Raw genomic sequence first — 26970 nt, 5'->3', positions numbered from 1 at the left:
CCGGCGCGCCCTCGCTTTCGGGTGTAAGCCGGCGGAGGCGACCGCGTTTCCCTGACACCCGGACGCGCCGGGGGCCCGCCACCGCGAGCCCCGGCCGCGAGGGTCCCTCCGTCGGCTCGCCGGACGACCGGCGACACGCGGCTTTCGCGCAGCGAGAGCGGCGGGGGGATCCGTCTCGCCCCCGGACGAGGCAACGGGGACCGCGCGTGCGGCCCTCGCAAGGACCTGTGTCGGGGTCGGAGATGACCGCCCCACGAGAACGTACTGCGGGGATCCGCGCTCGCGATCCCCTTCAAGGAGGACACCTCATGCGCACTCGGCCCCTCGATCTCGTCGCCCCCGCTCTCCTCGCTGCGCTGCTCGTCGGCTGCGGCAGCGCTGCGCCAGCCCTGGAGCCGGCGTCACCTGCATCGCCGGCCGTGCCGACGGGCACCGCCGCCGGGCAGTCGATGCAGCCGGAGTACGACGCCCCGCAAGAACAAGAAGAGGACCGCGCGTCCGCTGCTCGGGACGAGAAGGCCGAGGTGGCCGCCCCCGGGGCCGCGCCCGCGGTGGCAGCCCCGCCCCCGCCTGCCCCGCCCGTGACGGCTGCTCCTGCCCCGCGCTCGCCGGCCTCCCCCTCGCCGGCGCGGGTGGCCCAGTCGGCCACCGCGACGTCGGCCGCCAGGCTGGAGGCGCGCGGCCGCGCGACCGGCGCCGCGCCCGCGCCCAAGAAGGTCTCCGCCCCGGCGCAGGCCGCCCCGCCCGCGGCGGTCGCCATCACGGCGCCCGAGCCCCAGGGCAGCGAGTCGTACCGCGACTATGGCGTCAACCCGGTCGAGGACCCCGCGAAGGACCGGCTCTCGACGTTCGCGATCGACGTGGACACGGCCTCTTACGCGATCGCGCGCCGCAAGATCCTGGACGGCGCGCTGCCCCCTTATCAGGCCGTGCGCGCCGAGGAGTTCCTCAACTACTTCGATTACGGCTATGCGTCGCCCACGACGGGCCCGTTCGCGGTGCACCTCGCGGCCGCGCCCTCGCCGTTCACGGTGGGCCACCACCTCGTGCGCGTGGCGGTCCAGGGCAGGCGCGTGCCGGTCAAGGAGCGGACGCCGGTGCACCTCGTGTATCTCGTCGACACAAGCGGATCGATGCACGCGCCGGACCGGATCGAGCTCGCGAAGAAGAGCCTGAAGATGCTCACGGAGTCGCTCAAGCCGGGGGATACGGTCGCGCTCTGCACCTATGCGGGCAGCGTGCGGGAGGTGCTGGCGCCGACCGGCATCGAGAGCAAGGGGAAGATCCTCGCTGCCATCGCGGACCTCAGCGCCGGCGGCTCCACCGCCATGGCGAGCGGGATCGACCTCGCCTACAGGCTGGCGGAGCGGACGCTCGTGAAGGGGCACATCAACCGCGTCGTCGTGCTCTCCGACGGCGACGCGAACGTCGGCCCGACCTCCCACGACGAGATCCTGAAGACGATCAAGCGCGCGCGGGACAAGGGGATCACGCTGTCCACCATCGGCTTCGGCCAGGGCAACTACAAGGATCTCATGATGGAGCAGCTCGCCAACCAGGGCGACGGCAATTACGCCTATATCGACAGCGAGGCGCAGGCGCGGCGGGTCTTCTCCGAGCAGGTCGGCGGGATGCTCCAGGTCATTGCGCGCGACGTGAAGATCCAGGTCGACTTCGATCCGCGCTTCGTCAAGAGCTACCGGCTCATCGGCTACGAGAACCGCAACGTGGCCGACCGGGATTTCCGGAACGACAAGGTGGACGCGGGCGAGATCGGCGCCGGGCACAGCGTGACGGCCATCTACGACGTCGAGCTCAAGGCCTCGGCGCAGAAGGGCGAGGGGGCGGCGCCAGTCGTCGTGCGCCTCCGCCACAAGGCGCCTCTCGGTTCGGACGTGGCCGAGGAGACGCTGGTCAAGATGGCTCCTGGCGCCATCGCCCCCACCTTCGACGCGGCGCCGGCCGACCTCCGCTTCGCGTCCGCGGTGGCCGGCTTCTCCGAGATCCTGCGCCACAGCCCGCATGCGCGCTCCTGGAGGCTCTCCGACGTCGAGAAGATCGCGAGGGCAGCGGCGTCCAGCAAGGGCGATCAGCAGGAGTTCCTCGGCGTCGTCCGCCGCGCCGGCGCGCTCGCGGCCGGCAAGACGGACGCCGTGGCCGCGCGGGTCGCCGACTGACCGGCAGACAGGTAAACAGGTAGGTAGAGCGCCACGCCGCCTTCGAGCCGGCCCAGACATGCGCGCCGGCACATCGAGCAGGGGCAGGAGACGACACGCCGGAGCCCGGCCGCAACTCCGAAGCCCACTCTGTTGCACAGACACTCACGATGGATCACCGCGCCGGCTCTCCTCAACGGCCACCCTCGCGGTCCCGCAACCGCAGTATCGCGCACCCGCTCCGCGTGGATGCGCAAGGGCGCCATCGACGACGGCAACCCACCGACGAGAGCAACCGGCAGACTGGATTCCAGCGCGGCGCAGCTTCCATTGCAGCTCCGATCAACTCAGGTCCGCGGAACTGTGACTTGACATCTCGTCTGCGATGTCGCTTTTATCATTCACCGTCGTCGGGCGTGGCGCGCGAGACGAAGGCCGAGAAGCGAGGACGCTGCCGTGGATGCGCTGTGCGTAACGATGCGGGGGCGGTGCCAGTATTGCCAGGCGATGCTGCCCATCAACCGGGTCGACACGAAGATCTTCTGCTCCGTGTGCGGCACGTTCACCGAGATCGCAAACCGCGTGTGGCATCGCATGCTACGCGAACCGCTCTATCGCGCTCCGCGCCTGCTGCCGGGCGAGGTGCAGCGCGTGCAGGAAATGTCACTGTCACTCGAATTTTCTCGGTCGAAGCCTGCGTGTCGCGCTTGCCGGGCGCCGCTCTCCCTCGATTCGAGCGCGCTCACACCCCTCTCGTGCTCGAGCTGCGGGACGCAGCACGCGCGACGCCGCTGGCCGGCGGCCATCCCGATCGCCGGCCTCGATCCCGAGGCGATCCTCCTTGGAGAGGAGGCCGAGATCAGCGCCGCGGCCGAGCGCCCCCGCACCGCGGGCGTCGAGCCCTCTTCTTCTTGCGCCCTTTGCAGCGCTGCGGGCGACTCGAGCGCCCCCGGAGCAGGCTGCGAGCGCTGCACCGCGGTCCCGCACGTTCCCGAAACCTCCTCGCAACGCGTCCGTGACCGCGCCCCGATGACATGGCTCATCGTGTCGGGGCGGTTCGCCCCCGTCAGCGGGCGCGCCGCCCCGGTGCAAGAGGGGCTCTTCGACTGGAGAGAGGCGCCCAGGGTCGCGCCGCTCGACGACGGTGGGTTCGTCCTGCTCTCGCTCTCCACCGGAGAGCGGACCGAGCCGCGGCGGAGCCACGACGAGGTGCATGAGCGCGTCGTCGTGGCGCTCGGCCCGGATCTCCGGGTGCGGTGGCTCCGGCGCGAGCGCATGCCCGGGAAGCTCGGGGAGCAGGCGCTCGGCCTCGCGTCGGACGGTGAACGCATCCTGCTCTACTCCCGAGACGGACACGAGGTGCTCAACAGCGCCACCGGCGCCTCCCTCGGGAAACAGGCGACCAGCGATTCGATGCTCGCGTCGCTCCACGGGCGGGAGGCGCGCGCGCTCGGCCTTCATCTGCGGGTCGACAGGGGACGCATCGCCGTGGCGCAAGGCGATGCCGCCGCGCTCCCCGGAGCGGTCCTCGGCCGACGCGGCGTGAAGGTCGTCCGGCGCCTGCCCGGCGGCGGACTCGGCGTCCTCTCCCGCCACCGCGGGGTGAGGCTCGATGTCGTCGATCCGCGCGGCGCGCTCAGGACGTTCCTTGTCAATCCGAAGGACGGCTCGCTCGATAGGCTCGCTTTCTCGGTCAGCCCGAGCGGGCTCGTCGGCGTGCTCAACCATCGTCGCCTCTGGGTGGCCCGACCGGAGGACCAGGAGCTCCGCCCCTGCCTCGAAGGCCCGGCCGGCCGCGCGTGGCGCGACTCCGTGCTCCTCGCCGTCGACGACGGCGTCTGGCTCTTCGAGAACAGCTCGGGAGCGCGGCGCTACGCCCCGGACGGCGCACTGCTCTTCGACGCCGAGATCTGCCCGCGGCCGGCGACGCGCTCGCCGGCCCAGGTCGCCAGCGAGTCGGCGCAGAAGAGGATGGACAGGGCGCGGAGACACAGGCTCTCGCGGGCCGGCAAAGGGGAGCACGAGCTGGCCGAGGGGACGCGGAGCGAGGCGGCGCGCCAGGAGAGATGGCCGCTGCGCGCGCTCGCATGGCTGTTCGGTCGCACGACGCTGCTCGTCCTCCTTTCCACGCTGGCGTCCCGCCACCTGGACGGCGCGCTCGGCGGCTGAGCCTGGAGCAGCCGCCTCATCGGCTCATTGGCGCCGTCCAGCGGCTCGGCGCCGCCGCGTTCGTGGTATGCGGCGGACATGGGGTTGCTCGCGATCTGCGGCTCGATCACCGCCGATCTCTTCGGTTACGGCCCGCGGCTGCCGCGCCCGGGCGAGTCGGTGCTGGGCCGCCGCTTCCTCGTGGCGCCGGGCGGCAAGGGGGCGAACCAGGCGGTCGCGGCGGCGCGCTCCGGCGCCCGCGTGCGGCTCGCGGGCGCGCGCGGCGACGACGCCCACGGCGAGCTCTGCGCCGCCGCGCTCGCCGAAGGCGGCGTGGACCAGTCCACCGTGGCAGTCCACCGCGGCGCGACGACGGGCGTGGCCCTGATCTGCGTCGACGACGCCGGGGAGAACCAGATCCTCGCGATCCCCGGCGCCAACGCGCTCGTCGCGCCGCCCTCGCCGTGCGGGGCCTCGGTCTGGCTCTGTCAGGGCGAGATCCCGGCCGAGGCGATCGACGGCGTGCTGTCGGCCGCGCGCGCCGACGGCGCGCTGTCGATCTGCAATCCATCGCCCGTCAACGCCATCGACCCTGCGCTCGTCGGCCGGTTCGATCTCGCCGTGGTCAACGAGCTCGAACACGAGGCGCTGCGCGGTCACCTGCCGGAGCGCGTGGTGCTCACGCGCGGCGCCCGCGGCGCGGTGCTGCTGCCCTCGGGCGACGAGCTCCCGGCCCTGCCCGCCCGCGCCGTCGACACGACCGGCGCGGGGGACGCGCTCGCGGGCGTGCTCGCCGGCGGGCTCGCCTCCGGGATGACGATCGAGGCCGCGCTGCGACGCGCGATCGCGGCGGCGGGCATCTCGGTCGAGCGCGAGGGGTGCCAGCCCTCCTATCCGACCCGCGCCGAGGTGGAGCGCCGCCTCGGCGCCTCCCTGGATCCGTGATGGCCTCTCGGCCCGGGCGGCCGCGCAAAACACGCTCCCTTCACGCCGGCTGAACGCTCGCCGCCGCCCGGGCGGGGCGCTCCGCGATCCAGCGATTCAGGAACGCCGCGCTGTCGTCCCAGCCGCCGCGCATCTCGTTTTCCATGATGCCCTCGAGCACCCTGCCCAGGCCGAAGATCTTCGCCTCGATGGTCGCCCTCGCCACGCGCGTCACCTGGCCGTGGCCCGACGGATCGACCCGCAGGGTGCCCGAATTGCGCAGCCGATCGTGGAGCAGGCTCGGCGCCATCGTCCAGCTCCATGTCCGCGCGGCCTTGTCGAAGACGCTCTCCTCGATGTAACGAAAGTTCGGCCCGAGCATCGATTGAAGGGCCGCGGGGAGCGCGTGGATACGGGGCTGCCCGGTCGCCTTGCGCGCCCTCGTGCGCTCGTCCTCCCGCTGCTCCAGCACCTCGAACGAGGGGAACTTGAGGACGTCGCGGTACATCCGTTCGTTGACCTCACCGCTGAAGAACAGCTCCCAGAAGGTGTCCTCGTCGCAGTGAATCACGTGCCTCGCCTCGATGTGGATCATGCGTTTGCCTTCTCCTGCGCAAACCTTGGAGCCGGACGAGCCGGCTGACAACCGGCGCGCCGGGGTCGCCGGCAGAGCCCGCTTGACCGAGGTCGAGCGCCGGCCAAGGATGGCTCGATGACGATGCGAGAGAGACTCTCCACCTCGCCGGGGAGAGGCGAGCGCGGCGAGCCCCGGCGCCGGGGCCGTCCCTCACCGCGGCAGGCCGAGCGCGGGTGATGCGGGTGCAGCGCGCTCGTGGGAGGGCGGCCCTCGCGCTCTCGATCCCCCTCGCAGCCGGCGCGCTCGCGGTGGCCGGCTGCGCCGAGCCCGCCGCGGTCCGCGCGGCGCCGGCCTCGCCGCACGGCGCGGCGCCCGCCGTCGACGCCGCCCGCGGACCTTCGCCCGCGGAGCCGGCGAGCGCGGGGCCGGCGAGCGCCGGGGGGCGCCGGGCGAGCCTCCAGTTCGAGCTGAACGACCGCCCGTTCCCCTCGCCGCTCATCGATGCCGTCGTCGCCGGCCAGCCGACCGCGCTGATCGTCGACACCGGCGCCTCCCACCACGTGATCGCCCGCTGGCTCGCCGACGAGCTCGCGCTGCCGCTCTCGACCGCCGGCGACGTCGCGGTCGACCACGCGGGCCGGCCCGTGCCTGTCTCCCGGATCGAGCGCGCGACCATCGCGCTCGCCGGGTGGGGCGCGGTGGACGCCCCCGCGCTGCTCGTCATCCCCGTCCCCGACGCGCTGCAGCGCCTCGGGATCGGCGGCGTCCTCGCGCCGCAGGCGCTGGCCGCGCCGGGCCGCGCGGTCGTGCTCGACCTGCGCGAGGGCCGGATGACCGAAGCGCCGCGCGACGAGGCCGCCCGCGCGCTCCGGGCGCGGTTCGGCGAGGCCGCGATCGCGGAGCTCGGCCACTGCGGCGGCCCGAACCAGGGCCGCGAGCTCACCGTCGAGGCGACCGTCGAGGGGATCGCCGTCACGCTGAAGGTCGACTCGGGCGCGTCACAGAGCTCGCTCTTCGCCGCCGCGCCGGCGGGGAAGCGGCTGTCGCGCCGGGCGGCGGGCGGCAGGAGCGCCTACGCCGCCTCTGGCAAGCACACCGTTCCGGTGCTGTCAGGCGCTCGCCTCCACCTGGCGGGGTTCGACGCCGCCGCGGAACTCGATCTCTTGCCCGGCCAGCGGAGGGGGGCCTGCCCGTCGGACGGATTTGCCGGAATGGATGTGCTCCGCACCTGTGTGCTGGTGCTCGCCGAGGACGGCGGCCTCGCGGCCTGCGCCCCGCCGTGAGCGGCGGCGCGCGCGCTATCGCGCTGGGCACCGGGGCGCGGATCGGGGCCGGGCCTCGAGAGGCGCGCCATGCCCCAGCGAGGTCGCGATGCGTCGTGGTAGAAGGGGCGCACGCGTGGACGTCCTGTCGCCGCGGCGGGGAGGGATCCGGCTCGCCGCGACGCCGAGGCGCCTACGGTGGTCGGGAGGCATCATGACGACAGGTTTCGAGTTCTTGACCCAGGATGACGAGCGGCTGCTGCTGGAGAAGTCGACCTGCGTCACCTACCGACCGGGCGAGCAGATCCTCGAGGAGGGCTCGCGCAGGCAGGGCATCTTCATCGTGCGCAGCGGCCTGGTCGGGGTCGAGGTCGCCCACCTCGGGCGCGGCGTGGCCCTCCGCCAGCTCGGCCCCGGCGCCATCTTCGGCGAGATGTCGTTCCTCGAGAGCGCCGCCGCGAGCGCCTCCGTCGTCGCCCGCGAGGAGTGCACCCTCGACGTGATCGAGGGCCCGTATGTCCACTCGCTGCTTGCCTCCGTCCCCGGCCTCGCCGCGCGCTTCTACCAGTCGCTCGCGATCATGCTCGCCCAGCGCCTCCGCGAGAACACCGCGATGCTCCCCCCGCTCCTCGTCGAGGACGTGCCCCAGGTCAACCGCTTTCACGCGGCGAGGACGGGCCAGGCCGGCACCAACAACATCCCTCCGAAGCTCATCGACACGGTCGAACAGTTCAAGTTCGAGATGATGATCGCCGACAGGATGGTCAAGGAGGCCAAGCAGCCCGAGGCGGAGATCCAGGAGAAGGTGAGCGCCGCGTGCCAGACCATCGTGTCCGCGCTGCGCGAGCACATCGAGCGCGAGCGCCACCTCGAGAAGGGCATCGGCGCCTACGTCTTCCGCGAGACCTTCTCGCTCTTCATGCTGAGCCGCACCGTCGACCGGTGCTACACGAAGCCGCGCGGCTACGCGGGCGACTTCTACACGATCGAGATGATGTACAACGACGAGCCCGCCGGCGACGGCCGCCTCGGCCGCTTCATCGATCAGTGGGGGCTCGCGATCGAGGCCTGCCGCGCCGTCAAGAACAGGCGGGGCGTGCTGAGCCGCGCGCTCCGGGAGGCCTTCCACGTGCACGGGTCCGGCCCGGTCCTCGTGACCAGCCTGGCGAGCGGGCCCGCGCGCGAGCTGTTCGACCTCTTCGCGGATGGGGGCGAGCCGCCCGACATCAAGGCGACATGCATCGATATCGACAACCAGGCCCTCGCCTACGCCGCCGGCATCGCCGAGGATCTCGGCGTCATGGACCGCTTCAGCTTCGCCCAGGACAACGTGGTGCGGCTCGCGCACGGCCGCGGCAGGACGGTGCTCAAGCCCCAGCACATGATCTACAGCATCGGGCTCACCGACTATCTCCGCGACGACCTCGTCGTGAGCCTCCTCAACTGCATGCATGACAAGCTGCTCCCCGGGGGCATCGCGGTCGTGGGCAACTTCGGGGTGAACAACCCGAGCAAGGCCTTCATGGACCACGTCCTCGAGTGGGAGTTGATCCACCGCAGCTCCGATGATCTCAGGACGCTGTTCTCCCGCTCGAAGTTCGGGACCACCCCGGTCGAGGTGCGCGCCGAGGAGGCGCAGGTCAACCTGTTCGCGTTCTGCACGAAGACCTGACGCGCCCGCGCCGCCGCGGCCTCAGCGGAGCCAGCGCACCTCGTACTCGCAGGTGGGGTGTCCCTCGAAGCGGCACTTCGTGTGGAGGCTCTGCCCGCCTCGCGCGCCCGCGAGCCGGAGCGCGTTCTCCTGCCACGCCGGCACGGCGTCCCTGCAGGTCTGGCGCCCCGGGTCGGACTGCGGATCGACCCCGAGATAGAGGATCAGGCGGAAGAACCGCTCGCCCTCCGCGAGCGGGGCGAGCCGGCCGCCGTTGAAATACATGCCCCACATCACGCCGGCCTGCCGCATGACGAGCGCGGGCGTGCCGAGCTTGAGGAGCACCTTGTGCGCCAGCGTCAGGTCCTGCTCGGCCACGTAGGCGGCGAGATCGCGGACGACACCGGCCTTGTTCGGCCATCTCGTGATCTCGTCCGCGATGGCGTTCCAGACCGAGACGGGGTACCAGCTGTGCGCGACGAGGTCGGGCGAGGAGAAGACCGCGCGGGCGGCGGCGGGCAGCTTCGCGTCGAGGGCCGACATGGCCTGGCTCCCCCACCGCGTCTGCAGGTAGGTCCTCGCGTGCATGAGCGCTGAGCCCCGGATCTTCATCGAGACAGCCGCCTGCCCAGGATAGAGGCTCCCCGGCCGCTCGGGCCAGCGCGGAGCGCGCGCGCGGGCACACGCGCGCACACGCCGCTCGCTCCGGCACCGCCGCCTCTGCGCGCGAGCCGCCGGTCGCGCACGGGCGCGCTCACTGCAGGCGCTCGGCGGTCGAGGCCGGCGGCGGAGCGTCGCCCGGGCCCTTCGCCCGCCGCGCTTGCGCCGACGCGTCGAGCACCGCGCGCACCGCCCTGGCGAGCTGCGTCGGCGTGTACGGCTTGGCGAGGAAGTGGACGGCCCCGTCGAGCAGGTCGCCCGGGAGGAGGGCGTCCTCCGTGTAGCCCGAGGCGTAGAGGACGGGCAGCGGGGCGCGCGCGCGGGCGAGCGCCGCCGCGAGCGCGGGGCCGCGCGCGTCCGGGAGGACCACGTCGCTCACGAGCAGGTGGATCGCTCCGGGGTGGGTGGCCGCGAGCGCGACCGCCTCCTTGCCGCTCCGCGCCGCGAGGACCGAGTAGCCGAACGAGCGCAGCGCGGCGACGCAGAGGTCGCGCACCTGCGCCTCGTCCTCCACGACGAGCACCGTCTCCCTGCCCCCCGCGACGGAGGAGGGCGTCCTCGTGGGCTGCTCGGAAGGCGCGCCGCGCACGCGCGGGAAGCAGATCGTGAAGCGCGTCCCCTGGCCGGCGGCGCTCGAGAACCAGATGTGGCCGCCGTGCTGCTTCACGATGCCGTGGCACGTCGCGAGCCCGAGCCCCGATCCCTTGCCCGGCTCCTTGGTCGTGAAGAACGGCTCGAACACGTACTGCCGGATGGCGTCCTCGATGCCCTGCCCGGTGTCCGTGACCGTGAGCTCCACGTAGTCGCCCGGCTCGAGCTCCGGCGTCCGCTCGGCGTCGCCCGCGCCGATCGTCGTGTTCGCTGTCTCGATGGTCAGGCGGCCCCCGGCGGGCATCGCGTCGCGCGCGTTCACGACGAGGTTCATGAGCAGCTGCTCGAACTGGCCCCGATCGATGTGGATGGGCCAGACCTGGCTCCCCGGCAGCACGGCGAGCTCCACGTCCTCGCCGACGAGCGGGCGGAGGAGCGGCTCGACGCCGAGGATGAGCGCGTTCGGGTCGACCACGGTCGGCTGGATGAGCTGCTTGCGCGCGAAGGTGAGCAGCTGCCGCGTGAGCGCCGCGGCGCGCTCCGCGGCGGTGCCGATCTGCGTGAGGTGATCGAGGATGGGCGACGACGGCGGCACCTTGCGCACCGCGAGCTCCCTGTGCCCGAAGATCGCGGTGAGCATGTTGTTGAAGTCGTGCGCGACCCCGCCGGCGAGGCGCCCGATCGCCTCGAGCTTCTGGCTGTGCAGGAGCTGCTCCTCGAGGCGCCGGCGCTCGGTGATGTCGAGGCTCGTGCCGACGAGCCCGGTGATCGCCCCCGTGTCGTCGGTGAGCAGCTGCGCCGCCATCTGCATGTGCCGCAGCTCCCCGGTCGACGGGCGCACGACGCGGCACTCGACGGGGCTCGCGATGCCGAGCGGCGAGGCGCTCTCCGCGCCGCCGAAGACGCGGTGGCGGTCCTCCGGGTGGATGAGGCCCGCGAAGAGCTCGAACGTCGGGCGCACGGACGGGTCGACGCCGAGGAGCTGGTAGAGCTCCTCGGACCAGCGGATGGTCCGCGACGCGAGGTCGTAGGACCAGCTGCCCACGAGGGCGATGCGCTGCGCCTCCTTCAGCATGCGCTCGCTGCGGCGGAGCTCCTGCTCGGCGCGGCGGCGCTCGGTGAGGTCGACGATCGCGCCGAAGAAGCGGGTGGGCGGGCCCGCCCCCTCGATGACGGGCAGGCTGCTCAGGAGGCACTCCCGCACCGCGCCGTCCCGGTGGCGCACGCGGAACGCGCTCGCGCCCGATCCCTCTCCGGTCTCGATCGCCTGCCGCATGCCGGCGTGCATCCGCTCCCTGTCGTCGGGGTGGATGGCCGCGAGGAACGTCTCCGTCGACGGCCTGTCCGTCGCGGGGTCGTAGCCGAGGATCCGGAAGAGCTGCCGCGACCAGGTGACGTGGTTCGAGCCGAGCTCCCAGAGCCAGTTGCCCATCTGCGCCGCGTGCTCGGCCTCGTCGATCCGCGCCTCCCACCCGATGGAGGCGGGGCCCCGCGCGCTGCTCGGATCCGCGGCGGAGGCGCGCTGGCGTGACGCGTGGGCGTCGGACAGCGCCTGCTCCAGCTCGGCGACGCGCGCGCGGAGTGAGTCCAGCTCACGGTCACGGCTCGCAGCCGCGCTCATGGCCGTCCTGCTCCTCGTCGTGACGTCGCGGTGCTCATGCCGCGCATTGTATGCCGCGGCGCGCCCCGCGGGGGATCCCTCTTCTGCGGCCCATGCCGCGAGCGCGGCTAGCTCCGTCGGCGCACGAGCAGCGTACGCGTGATCTCCACGACCTTTTCCTTGACCCTGCCGTCGGTCTTTCCGAGCTCGGGGGTGAACAGATCGGCCCCTTGCTCGAGCAGCGCGCGCGGCGGCGTGTTCTTCACGCCGACGATCCGGAAGGTGACGCTCCCGGCGCCCGCGCCGGCCTCTTCACGGGCGATCACCTTCGACGCGGCGAAGAGCGTGTCGCCCGCGAGCACGCCGCTCGGGTGGGCCCCGTCGTCGAGGCCGAGGTCCCAGACGCCGCACCCGGCGGTGTCCCGGCTGGAGAGCGCGAGCACCCAGGACAGCACGAGCCCCCCGTGGACGACGCGCGTCTTCGCGAAGGAGCTCGTCCTGCAGTACTGCTCGTCGAGGTGCAGCGGGTGGGAGTTGCGCAGGAGGGTCGCGAGCTGCATGTGCTCGCTGTCGCCGACGGTCCGGCCGACCTCGTGGGTGAGCACGTCGTCCACCTCGAAGTCGTCCCAGAAGCAGGCGAAGCCGCCGTGGCGCGCCGGCGGCGGCAGCGGGCCGTCGAGCTCCTTCGGCAGGCGCGCCGGGGTCCCGTCCGGCTGCACGATCGCGTGCGGCGCGTCGGCGGGGCGCTCCGCGACGCGGCCGGGGGGCACGAGCGCCTTGCGCTCGAACGAGCAGACGAGCAGCCCGTCCTGGTTCACCACCTGCGTCCTGACGTGGACGACGCCCTTGTCGCCCGTCGAGACCGGCTTCTTGCCGATGACCATCGAGCTCGCGCGCAGCGTGTCCCCTGGATAGCAGGCCTCCGGGAACCGCACGTCGATGTACGCGAGGTGGGCGATCGCCTGCTCGCTCACGTCGTGAACGCTGAAGGAGATCCCGAGGTTGAGGAGCAGCAGCGGGCTCACCGGCCTGTCCCTGAGCCCCGCCGATCTGGCCGCGACCCGGCTCGAGTAGGTCGGGATCGCGTCCTGGAACGAGGCCGCGAAGAGCGCGAGCATCCCCTCGTCCACGGTGACGTCCCAGGGGTGGGCGTACACCGCGCCCACCGTGAAATCGTCGAGCTTGCGGCCGTAGCGAGGAGAGCGGACGCGGACCATCGGTCCGCGCGATGATGGCACAGGCGCGCACCGCTGACGACGGCGCCGCTCGCGCACACGCCTGCGCGCGCTCGCCCTCGTCCACGGCGCGCTCCGCCGCGGCGGGGCGGGCCCGTTCAGGGCAGCGATCCCTCGAGCAGGGCGCGCGCGATGCCCTGCGCGAGCACCTCCTGCGTGCCCAGGTGGAAGGAGAGGCTGCGGGCGTCGAGCAGGAGCCGCGCCGGGACCGAGCCCTCGGCGTAGCCGTTCGCCCCGTGGATCTGCATGCAGGCGTCGGCGGCGTCCCAGGCTGCGCGGCTCGAGAACAGCTTGGCCATCGCGGACGTGAGCTCGCACGGCTGTCCCGTGTCCGCGGCCTGCGCGGCGGCGCGCGTGAGCTGGCGCGCGGCCGCGACGCGGGTGATGAGCCCGCCGAGCCGGTGCGCCACGCGCGGGAAGGAGATGAGCTGCGACCCGAACTGCACGCGCGTCTTGGCCCGCTCGAGCGCGAGCTCCAGGGCGGCCTGCGCCACGCCCACGCCGCACGCCGCCGCGTAGACGCGGCCGATCACGAGCGACCGCTGGATCTGGGCGATCCCCTCGCCTTCGCGCTCGCCGAGCAGGGCCTCGCGGCCGACCTGGAGCCCCTCGATCCGGAGCTCGTAGTGTCCCATGCCGCGCTGCCCGAGCGCCCGCACCTCGGCCCCGGCGATCCCTGCGTCCGGGAAGTCGGCGCCCGGCGCGCCGCGCCGCTTGGCGACGGCGAAGAGGCTCGGCCCGAGCGGCTGCTGTCCCTGTCCGCCCGGCGTCGTGGTCCTCGCGAGGGTGAGCACGAGGTCGGCGCGTGACGCTCCGGTGACCCATGCCTTCTTGCCGGTGATGAGGTAGCTGCCGTCGGCCTGGCGCTCGGCGCGCGTGGCGACGCGCGCGAGGTCCGACCCGTAGGCGGGCTCCGAGAACGCGAGGGCGCAGCGCGCCTCGCCGCCGGCGACGCGCGGCAGCCAGGTCCTGCGCTGGAGGTCGGTGCCGGATCGGGCGATGAGATCCATCGCGATGGAGGCTGTCATGGTGAGCACGCCGAAGCCGAGCGAGCCGCGCGCGAGCTCCTCGACGGCGGCGGCCATGGCGGCCGCGCCGAGCCCGTCGCCGCCGTGCTCGGGCGCGGTGGCCAGCCGGAACACCCCGAACTCCCCCATACGGCGGACGATCGACTCCGGGATGAGCCCGTTGCGCCGGTGGATCTCCGGGGCGAGCGGCTCGACGAGGCGCTCGACGAAGTCGCGCATGTTGTGCCGTATCCATCCGACGCGCTCGTCCTCTGCGCCGCCGCAGCCGGGGATCCCGTGCTCGGCGGCCGTGCGCACGAGCGACGCCACGGCGGCGCCCGAGCCGGCGTCGCGCGCCCACGCGGCGACCGCGGGGTGTCCGATCGCCTTGGCGACCTCGTCATCGCGGAGCTCGAGCTCGCCGAGCGGCGCGACCTCTCCGCCCCCCAGATCGACGCCCCCGCGCAGCGACAGGAGCAGCGTCCCTGCGTGGGCCTCGGCGACGACCCTGGCCTCGCCGCCCGCCTCGCAGGCCCAGCTGGCGAGCGCCCGGCAGGCCTCGATCTCCGCGGAGAGGTGGGCGAGCGCGTGAGCGGCGAGCTGGTGTCGATCGAGCAGCATCCGTGACACGTGCAGCGGCACGGCGGCGCTGCCGGCGCGGACGAAGCTCGCGCTCCTTGGCGCGCCCCGCAGGCCGGCGTTCGTCGGGCTCCCGACGTCCACCACCCGGTCCCGGAGCCGCCCGCGCGCGACGCGCGCGAGCTGCTCGACGGAGGTGATCGCCTCGCGCATTCCCCCCGGGCTATCGGCCTCGAGTTTGCGAGAAACGATGGTGGCGTGTTGCTCCCGAATCGCCCTCATCCCCAATCCCCCCGATCGCGGACTACGACCCACCCCTTATTTCACAAGACGCAGGGCGACCACCTCTGCGCCGCTCCACGGTCCTACCCACCGCGACAGGCGCGGAGAGGCTCGCCGAGAATGGCATCTCAACCAGTGTTCGTCGAGCCGGCCCGCACGCTCTCTGTCTCGATTCGACAGCGCTAAGGCCCTTCCCGAAGCCCCTTTTCCTCTTCCGTCCGGCGACGCGCAACCACGCCTGTTCCTCCGCAGATCCTAAGTCTCGGACGGCGCCCCTCGAACGACCGTAGGCCCCGCGCGAACACCCCCGCCACGGGGCCGGGCGCCCCGGGCAGAGGCCGCTACATGGAGCTCACGCTCGGGAGCGCCGCGTCCCGGATCTTGCAGGCCCGGAGGAGCCTGTCGCCCAGCTCGACCACCCACGACCGCGCGGCGTCGGCCCGCGGGCACTGCGGCACCGACTCGACAGCGTCCTGGATGAGCCGCTGCAGCAGCCGGGTCGTACCGGAGAGCCCGAGCTCCAGCGCCGTGTTCGGCCGTCCGAGCGCCCCGTCCCGCCCCGCCGGCTTGCCCATGTCCTCCGGCTGGCCGATCAGGTCGAGCACGTCGTCCGCGACCTGGTACGCCTCGCCGATGCGCTGCCCGAGGTCGCCCCAGGCGGCCCCGTCCTGGCCCGCCGAGAGCGCGCCCAGGGCCGCCGCCGCCTCGAACAGCGCCCCCGTCTTCGCGCGCCGGTAGGCCGACAGCGGGACCTTCGCCTCCGACTCCCACGCCTGCCCGGCGATGATCCCCTGGGGCATCCCGACGCCGCCCGCGAGCACCTCGAAGAACCGGACCGCCCTCCGCGCGTCGGACACGCCGCTCGCCACCGCGTGGAAGGCGCCGCGCGCGAGCGCCTCGAAGGCGAGCACGATCAGCTGATCGCCGGCGAGCACCGCGATCGGCACGCCGAAGGCCCGGTGGACCGAGGGCTGGCCGCGCCGGATCGGCGCGTCGTCGAAGCAGGGGAGATCGTCGTGGACCAGCGACGCGCAATGGATGAGCTCGACCGCCGCCGCCGCCGCGTCGGCGACCTCCGGCGCAGGATCGCCATAAGCCGAGGCCACGGCCAGGCACAGCCGTGGCCGGAAGCGGGCGCCCCCGGGGAAGACGGCGTGGTGCGTCGCCGCCAGCAGACCGGGCGGCGACGCGGGCGAGGAGAGCGACTCGATGGCGACGCGGAGGACGCGCTCGATCCGGCGATCGAAATCCATAACAGGCGACTTTTGACGAGGTTCAGGTTATTGTCAATGGTTTGAACAACGCTTACACAAAGCATAGACAAACCGTCCGCGACGGGTAAACTACGGATCCATGGCGGACAAGGGAGATCGCGTCGTGGTGATCGGCGGGGGCATCGGCGGGCTGACCGCGGCCGCGCTCCTGGCATCGAACGGGCTCGACGTCGTGCTACTCGAGCGGGCGGCGCGCGTCGGCGGAAAGATACGCGAGGTGGACCTCGGGGGTCGCCGCCTCGGCGCCGGCCCGACGGCGCTCACGATGCGGTGGGTCTTCGACGAGATCTTCGCGTCGCTCGGGCTCTGCTTCGGGGACCAGGTGCCGCTCCGCCCTGCCGGGACGCTCGCGCGCCACGTCTGGCCGGACGGGTCGACGCTCGATCTCTTCGCCGACGTCGAGCGCACCGCGGACGCGATCGGCGCGCTCGCGGGGGCGCGGGAGGCGGACGGGTACCGCCGGTTCTGCCGGTACGCGCGCGAGATCTTCGACGTGGTGGAGGCGCCGTTCCTGCGCGCGGAGCGGCCCACGCTCAAGACGATCCTGAGCACGGCGGGCAGCCTGGGCCTCGGCGGGATGATGAAGATCGACGGGCACCGCACCCTCCACCGCGCGCTCGGCGACTTCTTCGCGGACCGGCGCCTCTTGCAGCTGTTCGGGCGCTACGCCACCTACTGCGGCTCGTCGCCGTACCTCGCGCCGGCGACGCTGAGCGTGATCGCGCACGTGGAGCGCGAGGGCCTCTGGCTCCCCGAGGGCGGGATGTACCGGGTGGCCGAGGCGCTCGCCGCGGCCGCGACCCGCGCCGGGGCGACCCTGCGCTGCGGCGCGCGCGTCGCCGCCATCGAGGAAGGCCGCGGCCGCGCGCGGGGCGTCGTGCTCGAGGGCGGCGAGCGCATCGAGGCCGACGCGATCGTGATGAACGCCGACCCGGCGGCGCTGCGGAGCGGCCTGTTCGGCCAGCGCGTCGCCGGCAAGGCGCCGGCGAGCGCGCCGCGGTCGCTCTCGGCGGTCACCTGGGCGCTCGTGGCCGAGGTGAGCGGCATTCCCCTCCTCCGGCACAACGTCTTCTTCTCCGGGGACTACGAGGCCGAGTTCCGCGACCTCTTCGAGCGCGCCACGGTCCCGCGCGACGCCACGGTCTATGTCGGCGCCGAGGACCGCTGGGACGAGCCGTCGCCGGGGCCCGGCGGGGCCGCGGCCGGCGCGCCCCCGGAGGCGCACGCCGGAGAGCGTCTGTTCTTCATCCTCAACGCCCCCGCGACAGGTGATATGCACACCCCCTCATCCACGGAGATCCAAGAATGCGAGCAGCGTGTGTTCCATCGACTGCAGAGGTCCGGCCTCTCGCTGAAGAGCGCGGGCCCCTCCCCGGTGGTGACGACGCCGGCGGACTTCGAGCGCATGTTCCCGGCGACGGGGGGCGCGCTGTACGGGCCGGTGTCCCACGGGTGGAGCTCCACCTTCGCGCGCCCGGCCTCGCGCTCGAAGCTCCCGGGCCTGTACTTCGCCGGCGGGAGCGCGCACCCGGGGGCGGGCGTGCCGATGGCGGCGCTGAGCGGCCAGCTCGCGGCGCGGAGCGTGATGGAGGACCTCGCTTCGACCTCGAGATCCCGAGCGGCGGCTACGCCTGGTGGTACCTGGACGCGGTGAGCGACGACGGCCGGAGCGCGATCACGATCATCGCGATGCTCGGGAGCGTCTTCTCGCCGTACTACGCCAGGGCCCGCGCGCGCGGCGCCGCGGACCCGCTCATGCACTGCGCGATGAACGTCGCGCTGTACGGCCCGCGCGCCGATCGCTGGGCGCTGACCGAGCGGCCGCGGGGCGCCGTCTCCAGGTCGCCGCGGTCGCTCGCCATCGGCCCGAGCCTGATGGAGTGGTCCGGGGGCGAGCTCCGCGTCACCTTCGACGAGATCACGGCGCCGGTGCCTTCGCGGCTCTCCGGGACGGTGCGCCTCCGCCCGTCGGCGCCCGAGCCCGCGACGCCGGGCGCGAGCGGCGCGCAGCCCGGGGTCGCGCTGGACGGCCGGGGGCGCCATCGCTGGTCGCCGATCGCGCCGATCGCGCGCGCCGACGTCGAGCTCACGCACCCGTCGCTGCGCTTCTCCGGCAGCGCCTACCTCGACACGAACGCCGGCGACGAGCCGCTCGAGCGCGCCTTCGAGCGCTGGACCTGGTCGCGCGCGCTCGGGGCGGACGGCATCGCCCTCACCTACGATGTCCGGCGCCGCGACGGCACGCGCATGCTCCTCTCGCCCGCGTTCGACGCGGGGGGCGGCGCGCGCGACCTCCCGCCGCTCACCCCGCGGCCGCTCGGCGACACGCGCTGGGGCATGGCGCGGGAGATCGCCGCCGACCCGGGCTCCGCGCCGCGGCTCCTCCGCACCTACGAGGACACGCCGTTCTACGCGCGTTCCCTCGCGGCCGCGACGTTCGGCGGCAAGCCGGCGATGGTCGTCCACGAGGCCCTCTCGCTCGACCGCTTCGCCAGCCCCTGGGTGCAGCTCCTCCTGCCGTTCCGCATGCGGAGGGCGCGATGACGCTCTCGCTCGCGATCTGGATCGCCACGGCGCTCACCGCCTTCGCGACGATGGAGGTGTGGGCCGCGCTCCTCCACGGCAGGGTCTGGCACCACGCCCTCTGGAGCATCCACCGCTCCCACCACACGAAGCGGCGCGGCGCCTTCGAGCAGAACGACGCGCTCGCGTTCCTCCACGCCCCGATCGCCGCCGGGCTCATCATCTACGGCTGCGAGGGCGCGCCGGGACCGCTGCGCGAGGCCGCGTTCGGCTTTGGCCTCGGCATGACCGCCTTCGGCCTCGCCTACCTCCTCGTCCACGACGGCCTCGTCCACCGGCGGCTCCCGGTCTCGGGCCTCGCGCGCATCCCCTACCTCGCGCGCGTCCGCGACGCGCACCGCGTCCACCACAGCACCGGGGGCCCGCCGTACGGCCTGTTCCTCGGGCCCCTCGTCCTCGCGCGCCGGGCAGCGGCGGGCGCCGCGCCCGGACGCCCCTCGACGGGCGCCGCGCCCGGGGGCCCCTCCGCCGGAGCCCCCCTCGGCGAGCGCGCCCCTCAGCGGGCGCGGTAGAGCTCCCGCGCGAGCCCCGCCCCCCAGCGGCCGAGGGCCCGGAGCGGCAGCGCGCTCACGACCTCGCGGTACACCTCGGGCCGCCGCGCCGCTGTCTCGCGCAAAAATCTAACAAAATCGCCAGGTTGCATCTCATCGCGCAGCAGCGCCGCGTACGCGTCGTTGCCCATCGCGTGGAGCACCGCGAACGCCGTGTTGAGGAGCGCGTTCATCTCCCCTGCCCTCGCCCCGCCGGCCGGCCTCGCCATCAGGGCCGCGAGCGCGCCCGTGCCCGAGTGCACCGGCGCGTCGCGCGCCGCGCTGGGCGCGCCCGGATCCAGCGCCGCGCGCGCCAGGTCGGCGGCCGTCGCCGCGAGCTCGCGCACGTTCGCGCCGAAGCCGCAGAACGTCAGCGGCGAGTGCCGCGCCGCCGCGTCCCCCACGAGCCGCACCCGCCGCCCCGGCGCGCGCGGCGCGGCCGACAGCCGCGACCAGCCGGGGATGAACCCGAACGTCGGCCGGACGAGCCGCGCGTCGCCCTCCTTGTACCGCGCGAGGAGCCGGAAGAACCGCGCGTAGAGCGACAGCAGCGCGCCCGGCCCGACGTCCCCGGAGCGCGCGTAATAGAAGAGGTAGACGGTCGTCTCGCCCGGCCGCCCCGGGAACGCCTCCCAGAGGTGCTGCCTGCCCTCCTCGACGTCCTCCGTCGTGGCGAGGATCTCGCCGACATCCGGCCGGATCCGGCGCTCCCCGTCGCCCTCCGCGAGCCCCGCGAGCACGCCGCCCACGGTCGGGCAGACAAGGTCCGCGGTCGCGTGGGGGCTCGCGGCGCCGCGCGCGTCGACGAGGAGCCGCGCCGACAGGTCGCGCGGCGCGGCGCCCGCCCGCGCCTCGGCCACGGCGAGCGCGACGGCGTCCGGCCCCTCCGCGTGCCCGAGGAGCGCGTGCCCGTCGAGCAGCGCCACCCCGAGCGCCTCGGCCCGGGCCCGCGCCGCGGCGAGCAGCCCCCCGGCGTCGATCGCGTGGTCGAGCACGCCGCGCACCGGGTACGTCCCGCCGCCGTGCCAGCGGCACAGCCCCTCGACGTAGCGGGCGACAACGAGCCGCTCCACCTCGCCCTGCGCGAAGATCCCCGACGCCGACAGCGCGGCCACCTCGGCCGTCCCGGCGTTCCACTCGCGGTGCGCCGCGCCGATCCGCGCCCTGTCGAGCACCGCGACCCGCAGCCCGGCCGACGCGAGCATCGGCGCGAGCAGGAGCGACAGCCCGCCGCCGGCGATCACCACGTCGTAGTCGGCCGCCGCGCCCCGGTCCGGCGGCCGCGGCGCGCGCCCGAGGCCCGTCTGCGGCGCCGGCGCGACCCGCGCCGCGTCGAGGTGCTCCAGGCGCGCGAGCAGCGCCTCGCCGCCCGCCTCGCGCACGCGCCCGCGCGCCGCGTCGAGCTCCCGCGCCGCCGCGCCCGTCGGGCCGCCTGCCCCGGCCCTCATCGCGCCGCCTCCAGGAGGAAGCGGACCTCGTCGAGCGGCGGCGCCGCGCCGTGCGCGCGCTCCTCCTCCGGCGCGACCGGGCTGCGGAGGAGCGCCTGCAGCACGAGCCACATCTTGCGGCCGGGCGACACAACGGCGCGCGCCGACACCGAGTCGAAGCCGCGGCGCGCGATGACGCGCCCGATGTCGGCGTAGATGAGCCGCGCCGCCTGGATCGCGGCGCGGCAGTCGCGCGGCAGCATCGGGATGCCGGCGCCCGCGCGGCGGTAAAGCACCTCCGCCTCGGCGAGCAGCCGCGCCACGACGCGCCCCAGCCGGTCGTCGAACGCGGGCCGCGCGAGCCAGGCGTCCGGCTCGATCCCCGCCTCTCGCAGCCACGCGAGCGGCAGGTAGATCCGCCCGCGCTGGGCGTCCTCCCCGATGTCGCGCGCGATGTTCGTGAGCTGCATGGCGACGCCCAGGTCGCACGCCCGCGCGAGCGCGTCGGGCCCCCGCGCCCCCATGAGCGTCGACATCGTCGCGCCCACGGTGCCCGCCACGCGCGCCGCGTAGGCGTTCAGCTCCGAGAGCGTCTCGTAGCGGCGCCCCTCCGCGTCCCACGCGAGCCCCTCGAGCAGCGCCTCGATGAACGCGCGCGGCAGCCCGTGCTCCGCCATCACGTGGGCGAGCGCCCGATCGACGGGGCTGTCGTCCGGCGCGCCCGCCGCGGCGCGCGCCAGCCGCTCGCGCAGCGCCGCGACCGCCGCCGCGGCCGCCGACGGCGGGGCGTGCTCCCCGAGCTCGTCGACCGCGTCGTCGGCGACCCGGCAGAACGCGTAGAACGCCGCCGCCGGCTCCCTCACGCGCGGCGGCAGCAGCAGCGCCGCGGCGGCGAAGCTCTTCGACCCCTTGCGGAGCAGCGCCCTGCACGCGGCGAAGTCCGCCGCCGACGCCTCAACGGAACTTCGATGCATCCGGCACCACCCGATCCAGCACGCGCGCCGACGAGAGCACCCCGGGAAGACCGGCCCCTGGGTGCGTCCCTGCCCCGACGAGATAGAGATGCTCGATGTCCTCGCTCGCGTTGTGGGGCCGGAAGAAGGCGCTCTGCGTGAGCACCGGCTCCGGGCCGAACGCCGCGCCGCGGAACGACAGCAGCCGGTCCTGGAAGTCCTGCGGCGTGAGGAGCCGCGAGCTCGCGAGCGCGCCCCCGAGCCCTGGCAGGACGGTCGCCTCGAGCAGCGCCGCGATGGAGCGCCTGTAGCGCTCCTGGGTCGCGGGCCAGTCCGTGCCGCTGAGCAGGTTCGGCACCGGCGACAGCACGTAGAACGCGTCGCAGCCGGGCGGCGCGAGGGCCGGGTCCGTGGCGGTCGGCCGGTGCAGATAGAGGCTGAAGTCGTCTGCGAGCACGTGCTTCTCGAAGATGTCCTCGAGCAGCGGCCTGTACCGCGGCCCGAGGAGGATCGTGTGGTGCGCGACGTCCGGGTACTGCCGGCGCGTGCCGAAGTACCACACGAAGAGGCTCATCGAGTAGCGCTGCCGCTCGATGCGCCTGTCGGTCCAGCGCTTCCGCGCCTCGGGCGCCACGAGGTGCCTGTAGGTCCACGCCGAGTCCGCGTTCGAGACGACGACGTCGGCCGAGAGCCGCTCCCCCGACGCGAGCTCGACGCCCCGGGCGCGGCCGCCCTCCACGGCGATGCGCCGCACCTCGGCGCCGCACCGCACCGATCCGCCGAGCCCCTCGATGAGCGACACGAGCCCGCGCACCAGCGCGCCCGTGCCGCCGATCGGGAAGTGCACGCCCCAGTTGCGCTCGAGGAACGCGATCAGGCTGTAGATCGAGGTGGTCGAGAACGGGTTCCCGCCGACGAGCAGCGGGTGGAAGCTCAGCACCTGGCGCAGGCGGTCGTCCTTCACGTGCTTCGCGACGAGCCCGTACACCGTGCGGTAGCTCTCCAGCCGCATCATGTCGGGCACGATTCGCGCCATGTCCGTCCACGACCCGAACGGCACGTGGGCGAGCTCCTCGAACCCGACGCGGAAGATCGCCTCGCTCGTCTTGACGAAGCGCTCGTAGCCCGCGACGTCGCCGGGTGACAGGCGCGCGACCTCGGCGCGCATCGCGGCGGCGCCGCCCGTGTAGTCGAAGGTCACGCCGTCGTGGAAGCGGATCCGGTAGAACGGCGTCACTGGCCGCAGATCGACGTCGTCGGCCAGGTTCCGGCCGCAGAGCTGCCAGAGCTCCTCGAAGAGGAACGGCGCCGTGATCACGGTCGGCCCCGCGTCGAAGGTGAAGCCGTCCTGGCGGTGCACGTACGCGCGCCCGCCCGGCTCGTCGAGCTTCTCGACGACGGTGACGTCGTAGCCCCGCACCCCGAGCCGCACGGCCGCCGCGAGGCCCCCGAACCCGCTGCCGATCACGACGGCCCGCGGCGCGCGCGGCGCCCCGCGGGCACCCGTGGCGCGCGACGCCTGCCGCGGGGCGGCCCCGTCGTCGCCCGGCGAGGGGCCGGGCCGCTCTTCATGCGCCGAAGAAGCGCTGGTGTTTCGCATGGTGCCGAGGATAATGTTTGTACTAGCCTTTGACAAAGGCGAAAACATCTGCGCAAGCTGGCCTTCCTGGGGTTGCGCCGCCCGTCGGCTCGGTGCTTCGAGCCGGCGCTGGCGGCCGCGGCTCGGCGGGTCCACCAGGGTTGTTCACTTGAGCCGTTACAGAATCCATGCCGTCTCCAAGATGTGTGGCGTGACGTCGGCGACGCTGCGCGCGTGGGAGCGTCGTTACGGCGTGCCGTCCCCTGCGCGCACGGCGTCGGCGTATCGCCTGTACAGCGATGACGATGTCGCGGTGATCAAGAAGATGCGCGACTACGTGAACGGCGGGATGGCCGCGGCCGAGGCGGCGCGCATGGTGCGCGAGACGGAGGTGCCCCGCGCGCCGGCGCACATGAACGGCGGCGACGCGTTCGCGGGCGCGAGCGATCGCATCGTCGACGCAGCGATCCGGTTCGACCCGGACGGCCTCGAGGTCGAGGTGAACCGGGCCCTGTCGCTCGGCCCTTCGGTGACGATCTTCGAGCGCGCGCTCGGCCCGGCGCTCGAGCGCATCGGCGACCTCTGGCACGAGGGGAAGATCACGGTCGCGCAGGAGCACCTCGCCTCGCAGGTCCTCGGCGCGACGTTGATGCACCTCCTGCGGCTGGCGCAGCCGGGCGAGAGCGGGCGGCGCGTGCTGCTCGCCGCCTTTGCCGACGAGGATCACGTGCTCGGGCTGTTCGGCGTCGGCCTGCGCTTCTGCGCGTGGGGTTTCCGCTCCATCGTGCTCGGCCCGAGGACGCCGCCTGCCGCGATCGCGCGCGCGGTCGAGTCGCTCGCGCCGGACATCATCGCGCTAACGGTCGCGATCCCGCCGCCGCCTCCGGCCGCGCGCGAGCTCATCGACGCCTACGCCGACGCCTGCCGGGGCGCCCCGTGGATCGTGGGCGGCGCCGGCTCCGAGGCGCTCCGGCCGTTCATCGAGGCGCGCGGCGGCCTCGTGGCGGCCCCGGAAATGGCGGAGATCCGCGCGCAGGTCGAGTCCGCGCTGCTCTCGCGCCGGCGCCGCAAGGACGCGAGCTGAGCGCGCGCCCCGCGCCGGCCTGTGCGCGCGCCGCGGTCAGCCGTCGACCTCTTTGCGGAGCAGGTCGAGGACCCTTGTCTGCGCCTCGGGCTTGAGCTTGCCCTCGGCCGCGAAGAGCACCTGGCCGTTCTTGCCGACGAGGATGACGTTGCTGATGCCGCGGCGGAGCCGGTAGGCCTCGCGGAAGGTGCCGTCCCAGTCGCAGTAGATGGTCGCGCCGACCTTCCGCGACTCGTCGCGGATGGCGTCCTTCACGAACCCTTTCGCCGGCCAGAAGTCGTAGGAGCTCACGTCGGCGATGGCCGTGACGGCGATGGAGCGCTTGTAACGGTCGCCCTTCGCGAGCTTCGCCAGCGCGTCCTTGAGCGCCTGGTTCTGCGTCGTCGAGTCCTTGTCCTCGTAGACGATGAGGATCGGCTTGCCCCGCAGCGCCTTGAGCTGGAGCTCGCGGCCGTCGGCGTCCTCGACGCGGGCGTTCGGCGCCCGATCGCCCACAGGCGGCAGCGCCAGCGCGGCGCCCGAGACCAGCGCGACGGCCAGCGCCGCGGCGGAGGCGGCCGAGAGGAGGCGGGCGGGCCGCGGGCGGCGGGGAGCGGGCGGGCGGATCGGCATGTCCATGGTTTGTAGCATTTTCTCGAGCGTTACTCCAGGGTTGTTCAACGCTGGTCGATCTCCCGGGCTGTCGCTGCTGGAGGCGTCCTTGGGTGTCCTGGAGGTTCTTCTGGGGGGGGGGTGGCGATGCCCGTCGAGCTCGTCTTCCTCCCGGTCCGGCGCGGTGAGCGGGAGGGTCGGCGCGGCTCTTGACACCCCCGGCGCCGTGCAAAGATTGGGCGGTGCGAGGAGACCGGCTCTCGGAGCCAAGGTCCCGTAACACTACAACAAATGGGCCGTCGCGAGCAGGGTGACGGCGCCGCGGGCGAGGCCCCGGCGCGCGCCGCGCGCGGGGGTCATGGAGGAGTCGTCATGCTGAACCGGTACACGGATTTCGATCGCACGTTTGCCATGATGGATGAGCTCCGCCGGCGAATGGATCGGGCGTTCGAGGAGTACGACGCGCCTCGCCCGTCGCTCCGCGGCGAGTTCGACCAGTCGCCGCGGTACACGCCTGGGCCGCGCATCCACCTGTTCGACACGGGCAGCGCGCTTGTCGTGAAGGCCGATCTTCCGGGTCTGGCGGAGAAGGACGTCCAGATCTCGCTCAACCAGGACGTCCTGACCGTGAGCGGAGAGCGCAAGTCGGACGCGCCGGAGGGCTATCTCGTCCACCGCAGGGAGCGGGGCGGGGTGCGTTTCAGCCGGAGCTTCACGCTGCCGAGCAAGGTCGACCCCGAGAAGACCTCTGCGGTCCTCAGGAACGGCGTGCTGACGCTGACGCTGAACAAGGCCGCCGAGGCGCAGCCGCGGCAGATCACGGTGACGGCGCGCTGAGGGGCAGACGGAGGCAGACCGAGAGGAGAGAGACGATCCGGCGAGCAGCGGATCTGGAATGTACCGAGGAAGGAGTGATGAAGATGAGCACCGATCGCAACTTGACCCACCGTGCTGAGAGCAACCCTGAGAAGATCCAGCAGCGCCCTGCAGTGCCCCCCGCGGTGGACATCTACGAGAACGCCGACGAGCTCCTTGTCGTGGCGGATCTCCCGGGTGTGACGCAGGACAAGCTGGCCATCCGCCTGGAGAAGGGGGAGCTGACGTTCGAGGGCCGGCGCACCGAGGCGGCCGAGCGCGAGCAGAGCGCGGACAACCTGCCGGACTTCCGTCGCAGCTTCGTGGTCCCGCAGGGCATCGATTCGGAGAAGATCGCCGCGGAGCTCCAGGCGGGCGTCCTGCGGATCCACCTGCCGAAGAGCGCGTCGCTCAAGCCCCGTCAGATCCCGATCAGCGCGGGCTGATGTGGTGTGTCAGAGGCACCGCGTCGCCGGCGACCGGCGGCCCCCTCGGGGCGGCGTCGGGCCGGCGCGCGGTGCCGTCGCGGATGGGAGCTGGGGGGGCGTGCGAGGATCAGGTGTTGCCGGGCGAGGAGGACTGCGACGAGAGGGGCGAGGAGGACTGCGACGGCGTGGGGTGCAGCGAGGTCGTGTGGGCCAGAATCTTTGGCACGGGGCCTCTCCAGTGACAGAGCGGTGCCACACCTCGTGCTGCATTGCTTCGCGTGCAGGCTCAAGGGTCCGGTGATGGCGGCACCCTACCTTCGACCGTCAGCGTCCACTTCGCCTCCTCGCCGCACGCGGTGCCATCCACATGACGCACCTCGAGGATGAACCAGCGGTGGTCGTCCGGCCCAATACGGTCATTCCAGGTTGTCGTGAATGACTCAGGCGTTCCTTGCCCCCTCACGCCGGACACGAAGCAATCCGGCGCATTCACCTCGATCTCCCCTTGGTAGACAATCAGATCGAAATTCATCCCCGGCGGAGAGGTGAGCGTCGCTTTGAAGCGCTCGGAGGTGGGCCAGTTCGCCTCATCGATGACACGGACCTTGAACCACCTCGACGTGGTTCCTGTCGCTGTCTCCATCGCCCAATCGGCGCCGTCATCGCCAGGGACCGTCCCGAGATCCTCTGCTCGAGCACACGTGTTCGGTGCAGCGTAATCGCATTCGGCCTCCTCACCCCCACCGCCCCCATCGCTGCTCCCGCCCTCGCCCCCATCGCTGCTCCCGCCCTCGCCCCCGGCGCCGCCGACCCCGGCGGAGCTCACGCTAGAGCTCGCCCTCGAGCTCGAAGACGCATCCGCCCCTCCGGCGCCCCCTTCGCCTCCCCCGCCGCCGCTTCCGCCTCCACCGGCCTGCTCCTCGTAGTACCCGGGCATCAAGTCGTCGGTGCCGTTGGCGCACGCAGCGAGGGTGAGGAGGAGCGCAGGAGCGAC

The 26970-nt window shown here is 73.3% G+C and carries 23 protein-coding genes; 12 read left to right on the top strand and 11 right to left on the bottom strand.

Going from position 1 to position 26970, the window contains the following annotated elements:
- Window positions 1-308: 308 nt before the first annotated feature.
- The 3 genes from WMF17_RS03805 (at window position 309) to WMF17_RS03795 (ending at window position 5249) form a co-directional block, all read left to right on the top strand.
- Window positions 309-2177, top strand: coding sequence for a vWA domain-containing protein (locus tag WMF17_RS03805; RefSeq protein WP_437648156.1), 1869 nt, complete (start codon window positions 309-311; stop codon window positions 2175-2177).
- Between the two features lie 486 nt (window positions 2178-2663).
- On the top strand, window positions 2664-4325 hold the full coding sequence (locus tag WMF17_RS03800; RefSeq protein WP_437648155.1) for a hypothetical protein: 1662 nt from the start codon (window positions 2664-2666) through the stop codon (window positions 4323-4325).
- A 78-nt stretch (window positions 4326-4403) separates the two neighbouring features.
- Entirely contained in the window at window positions 4404-5249 is an 846-nt protein-coding gene (locus WMF17_RS03795) for a ribokinase (RefSeq protein WP_437600597.1), read from the top strand.
- Window positions 5250-5289: 40 nt separating this feature from the next.
- On the opposite strand, the gene WMF17_RS03790 is transcribed toward WMF17_RS03795, so the two are convergent.
- Window positions 5290-5823, bottom strand: coding sequence for a DUF2505 family protein (locus WMF17_RS03790; RefSeq protein WP_437648153.1), 534 nt, complete (start codon window positions 5821-5823; stop codon window positions 5290-5292).
- Window positions 5824-6041: 218 nt separating this feature from the next.
- On the opposite strand from WMF17_RS03790, the gene WMF17_RS03785 reads away from it, so the two are divergent.
- Complete coding sequence (locus WMF17_RS03785) at window positions 6042-7088, top strand: retropepsin-like aspartic protease (RefSeq protein WP_437600595.1); 1047 nt, start codon at window positions 6042-6044, stop codon at window positions 7086-7088.
- A gap of 193 nt (window positions 7089-7281) precedes the next feature.
- Window positions 7282-8739: a cyclic nucleotide-binding domain-containing protein gene (locus WMF17_RS03780; RefSeq protein ID WP_437600594.1), complete on the top strand. Its 1458-nt coding sequence runs from the start codon at window positions 7282-7284 to the stop codon at window positions 8737-8739.
- Window positions 8740-8760: 21 nt separating this feature from the next.
- Here WMF17_RS03780 and WMF17_RS03775 read toward each other — a convergent pair whose 3' ends face one another.
- The 5 genes from WMF17_RS03775 to WMF17_RS03755 form a co-directional block, all read right to left on the bottom strand.
- Window positions 8761-9330, bottom strand: a complete 570-nt coding sequence (locus tag WMF17_RS03775) for a hypothetical protein (RefSeq protein ID WP_437600593.1) — start codon at window positions 9328-9330, stop codon at window positions 8761-8763.
- A gap of 142 nt (window positions 9331-9472) precedes the next feature.
- Window positions 9473-11590, bottom strand: coding sequence for an ATP-binding protein (locus WMF17_RS03770; RefSeq protein ID WP_437600592.1), 2118 nt, complete (start codon window positions 11588-11590; stop codon window positions 9473-9475).
- A gap of 107 nt (window positions 11591-11697) precedes the next feature.
- Window positions 11698-12786 (bottom strand): MaoC family dehydratase, encoded by a 1089-nt coding sequence (locus tag WMF17_RS03765; protein ID WP_437600591.1) that lies wholly within the window; start codon window positions 12784-12786, stop codon window positions 11698-11700.
- Between the two features lie 116 nt (window positions 12787-12902).
- Window positions 12903-14603, bottom strand: coding sequence for an acyl-CoA dehydrogenase family protein (locus tag WMF17_RS03760; RefSeq protein WP_437600590.1), 1701 nt, complete (start codon window positions 14601-14603; stop codon window positions 12903-12905).
- Window positions 14604-15013: 410 nt separating this feature from the next.
- Window positions 15014-15925 carry a polyprenyl synthetase family protein gene (locus WMF17_RS03755; RefSeq protein ID WP_437600589.1) on the bottom strand — a complete coding sequence of 304 codons (912 nt, stop codon included), beginning with the start codon at window positions 15923-15925 and terminating at the stop codon, window positions 15014-15016.
- A gap of 100 nt (window positions 15926-16025) precedes the next feature.
- Between WMF17_RS03755 and crtD the strand changes: the two genes are divergently transcribed.
- The 3 genes from crtD to WMF17_RS03740 are packed head-to-tail and all read left to right on the top strand — an operon-like array spanning window position 16026 to window position 19041.
- Window positions 16026-17600, top strand: a complete 1575-nt coding sequence (gene crtD / locus WMF17_RS03750) for a 1-hydroxycarotenoid 3,4-desaturase CrtD (RefSeq protein WP_437648151.1) — start codon at window positions 16026-16028, stop codon at window positions 17598-17600.
- Window positions 17597-18490, top strand: coding sequence for a carotenoid 1,2-hydratase (locus WMF17_RS03745; protein WP_437600587.1), 894 nt, complete (start codon window positions 17597-17599; stop codon window positions 18488-18490). Before crtD ends, WMF17_RS03745 begins: the two co-directional genes overlap by 4 nt.
- Complete coding sequence (locus WMF17_RS03740) at window positions 18487-19041, top strand: beta-carotene hydroxylase (protein WP_437648150.1); 555 nt, start codon at window positions 18487-18489, stop codon at window positions 19039-19041. The genes WMF17_RS03745 and WMF17_RS03740 overlap by 4 nt, the downstream gene beginning before the upstream one ends.
- Here the strand turns inward: WMF17_RS03740 and WMF17_RS03735 are convergent.
- From WMF17_RS03735 to crtI, 3 genes are read right to left on the bottom strand one after another with little or no spacing between them, the layout of a single operon-like run.
- On the bottom strand, window positions 19026-20507 hold the full coding sequence (locus WMF17_RS03735) for a lycopene cyclase (RefSeq protein ID WP_437600585.1): 1482 nt from the start codon (window positions 20505-20507) through the stop codon (window positions 19026-19028). The two genes, WMF17_RS03740 and WMF17_RS03735, sit on opposite strands and share 16 nt — an antisense overlap.
- Window positions 20504-21460 (bottom strand): phytoene/squalene synthase family protein, encoded by a 957-nt coding sequence (locus tag WMF17_RS03730; RefSeq protein WP_437648148.1) that lies wholly within the window; start codon window positions 21458-21460, stop codon window positions 20504-20506. The genes WMF17_RS03735 and WMF17_RS03730 overlap by 4 nt, the downstream gene beginning before the upstream one ends.
- The gene (gene crtI, locus WMF17_RS03725; RefSeq protein ID WP_437600583.1) at window positions 21441-23039 is read right to left on the bottom strand and encodes a phytoene desaturase family protein; all 1599 of its coding nucleotides are present in this window, start codon (window positions 23037-23039) and stop codon (window positions 21441-21443) included. The genes WMF17_RS03730 and crtI overlap by 20 nt, the downstream gene beginning before the upstream one ends.
- Before the next feature lie 13 nt (window positions 23040-23052).
- Here crtI and WMF17_RS03720 point away from each other — a divergent pair, with 13 nt between their 5' ends.
- Window positions 23053-24102, top strand: a complete 1050-nt coding sequence (locus tag WMF17_RS03720; protein WP_437651280.1) for a MerR family transcriptional regulator — start codon at window positions 23053-23055, stop codon at window positions 24100-24102.
- A gap of 36 nt (window positions 24103-24138) precedes the next feature.
- On the opposite strand, the gene WMF17_RS03715 is transcribed toward WMF17_RS03720, so the two are convergent.
- Window positions 24139-24720 carry a YtfJ family protein gene (locus WMF17_RS03715; protein WP_437600582.1) on the bottom strand — a complete coding sequence of 194 codons (582 nt, stop codon included), beginning with the start codon at window positions 24718-24720 and terminating at the stop codon, window positions 24139-24141.
- Window positions 24721-25065: 345 nt separating this feature from the next.
- Between WMF17_RS03715 and WMF17_RS03710 the strand changes: the two genes are divergently transcribed.
- From WMF17_RS03710 to WMF17_RS03700, 3 genes are all read left to right on the top strand, one after another.
- Window positions 25066-25530: an Hsp20/alpha crystallin family protein gene (locus tag WMF17_RS03710; RefSeq protein WP_437600581.1), complete on the top strand. Its 465-nt coding sequence runs from the start codon at window positions 25066-25068 to the stop codon at window positions 25528-25530.
- Window positions 25531-25613: 83 nt separating this feature from the next.
- The gene (locus tag WMF17_RS03705; protein WP_437600580.1) at window positions 25614-25994 is read left to right on the top strand and encodes an Hsp20/alpha crystallin family protein; all 381 of its coding nucleotides are present in this window, start codon (window positions 25614-25616) and stop codon (window positions 25992-25994) included.
- Window positions 25994-26218: a hypothetical protein gene (locus WMF17_RS03700; protein ID WP_437648147.1), complete on the top strand. Its 225-nt coding sequence runs from the start codon at window positions 25994-25996 to the stop codon at window positions 26216-26218. Before WMF17_RS03705 ends, WMF17_RS03700 begins: the two co-directional genes overlap by 1 nt.
- Window positions 26219-26262: 44 nt before the next feature.
- Here WMF17_RS03700 and WMF17_RS03695 read toward each other — a convergent pair whose 3' ends face one another.
- Window positions 26263-26619, bottom strand: a complete 357-nt coding sequence (locus tag WMF17_RS03695) for a hypothetical protein (RefSeq protein WP_437600579.1) — start codon at window positions 26617-26619, stop codon at window positions 26263-26265.
- Window positions 26620-26970: the final 351 nt, after the last annotated feature.

Source organism: Sorangium sp. So ce362 (genome assembly GCF_051519845.1).
Classification (GTDB): domain Bacteria; phylum Myxococcota_A; class Polyangia; order Polyangiales; family Polyangiaceae; genus Sorangium.
The sequence above is the reverse complement of the archived record's forward strand: the minus strand, read 5'-3'. Positions and strand labels throughout refer to the sequence as shown.

Bases quoted from the DNA above. Each gene is read 5' to 3' on its own strand.
- WMF17_RS03775 (WP_437600593.1), bottom strand. From the start codon at position 9,330: ATGAAGATCCGGGGCTCAGCGCTCATGCACGCGAGGACCTACCTGCAG.
- WMF17_RS03765 (WP_437600591.1), bottom strand. From the start codon at position 12,786: ATGGTCCGCGTCCGCTCTCCTCGCTACGGCCGCAAGCTCGACGATTTC.
- WMF17_RS03805 (WP_437648156.1), top strand. From the start codon at position 309: ATGCGCACTCGGCCCCTCGATCTCGTCGCCCCCGCTCTCCTCGCTGCG.
- WMF17_RS03710 (WP_437600581.1), top strand. From the start codon at position 25,066: ATGCTGAACCGGTACACGGATTTCGATCGCACGTTTGCCATGATGGAT.
- WMF17_RS03790 (WP_437648153.1), bottom strand. From the start codon at position 5,823: ATGATCCACATCGAGGCGAGGCACGTGATTCACTGCGACGAGGACACC.
- WMF17_RS03735 (WP_437600585.1), bottom strand. From the start codon at position 20,507: ATGAGGGCCGGGGCAGGCGGCCCGACGGGCGCGGCGGCGCGGGAGCTC.
- WMF17_RS03800 (WP_437648155.1), top strand. From the start codon at position 2,664: ATGCTGCCCATCAACCGGGTCGACACGAAGATCTTCTGCTCCGTGTGC.
- WMF17_RS03770 (WP_437600592.1), bottom strand. From the start codon at position 11,590: ATGAGCGCGGCTGCGAGCCGTGACCGTGAGCTGGACTCACTCCGCGCG.
- crtD (WP_437648151.1), top strand. From the start codon at position 16,026: ATGGCGGACAAGGGAGATCGCGTCGTGGTGATCGGCGGGGGCATCGGC.
- WMF17_RS03715 (WP_437600582.1), bottom strand. From the start codon at position 24,720: ATGGACATGCCGATCCGCCCGCCCGCTCCCCGCCGCCCGCGGCCCGCC.
- WMF17_RS03740 (WP_437648150.1), top strand. From the start codon at position 18,487: ATGACGCTCTCGCTCGCGATCTGGATCGCCACGGCGCTCACCGCCTTC.
- WMF17_RS03785 (WP_437600595.1), top strand. From the start codon at position 6,042: ATGCGGGTGCAGCGCGCTCGTGGGAGGGCGGCCCTCGCGCTCTCGATC.
- WMF17_RS03755 (WP_437600589.1), bottom strand. From the start codon at position 15,925: ATGGATTTCGATCGCCGGATCGAGCGCGTCCTCCGCGTCGCCATCGAG.
- WMF17_RS03705 (WP_437600580.1), top strand. From the start codon at position 25,614: ATGAGCACCGATCGCAACTTGACCCACCGTGCTGAGAGCAACCCTGAG.
- WMF17_RS03720 (WP_437651280.1), top strand. From the start codon at position 23,053: ATGTTTGTACTAGCCTTTGACAAAGGCGAAAACATCTGCGCAAGCTGG.
- WMF17_RS03700 (WP_437648147.1), top strand. From the start codon at position 25,994: ATGTGGTGTGTCAGAGGCACCGCGTCGCCGGCGACCGGCGGCCCCCTC.
- WMF17_RS03795 (WP_437600597.1), top strand. From the start codon at position 4,404: ATGGGGTTGCTCGCGATCTGCGGCTCGATCACCGCCGATCTCTTCGGT.
- crtI (WP_437600583.1), bottom strand. From the start codon at position 23,039: ATGCGAAACACCAGCGCTTCTTCGGCGCATGAAGAGCGGCCCGGCCCC.
- WMF17_RS03730 (WP_437648148.1), bottom strand. From the start codon at position 21,460: ATGCATCGAAGTTCCGTTGAGGCGTCGGCGGCGGACTTCGCCGCGTGC.
- WMF17_RS03695 (WP_437600579.1), bottom strand. From the start codon at position 26,619: ATGGAGACAGCGACAGGAACCACGTCGAGGTGGTTCAAGGTCCGTGTC.
- WMF17_RS03780 (WP_437600594.1), top strand. From the start codon at position 7,282: ATGACGACAGGTTTCGAGTTCTTGACCCAGGATGACGAGCGGCTGCTG.
- WMF17_RS03760 (WP_437600590.1), bottom strand. From the start codon at position 14,603: ATGCGCGAGGCGATCACCTCCGTCGAGCAGCTCGCGCGCGTCGCGCGC.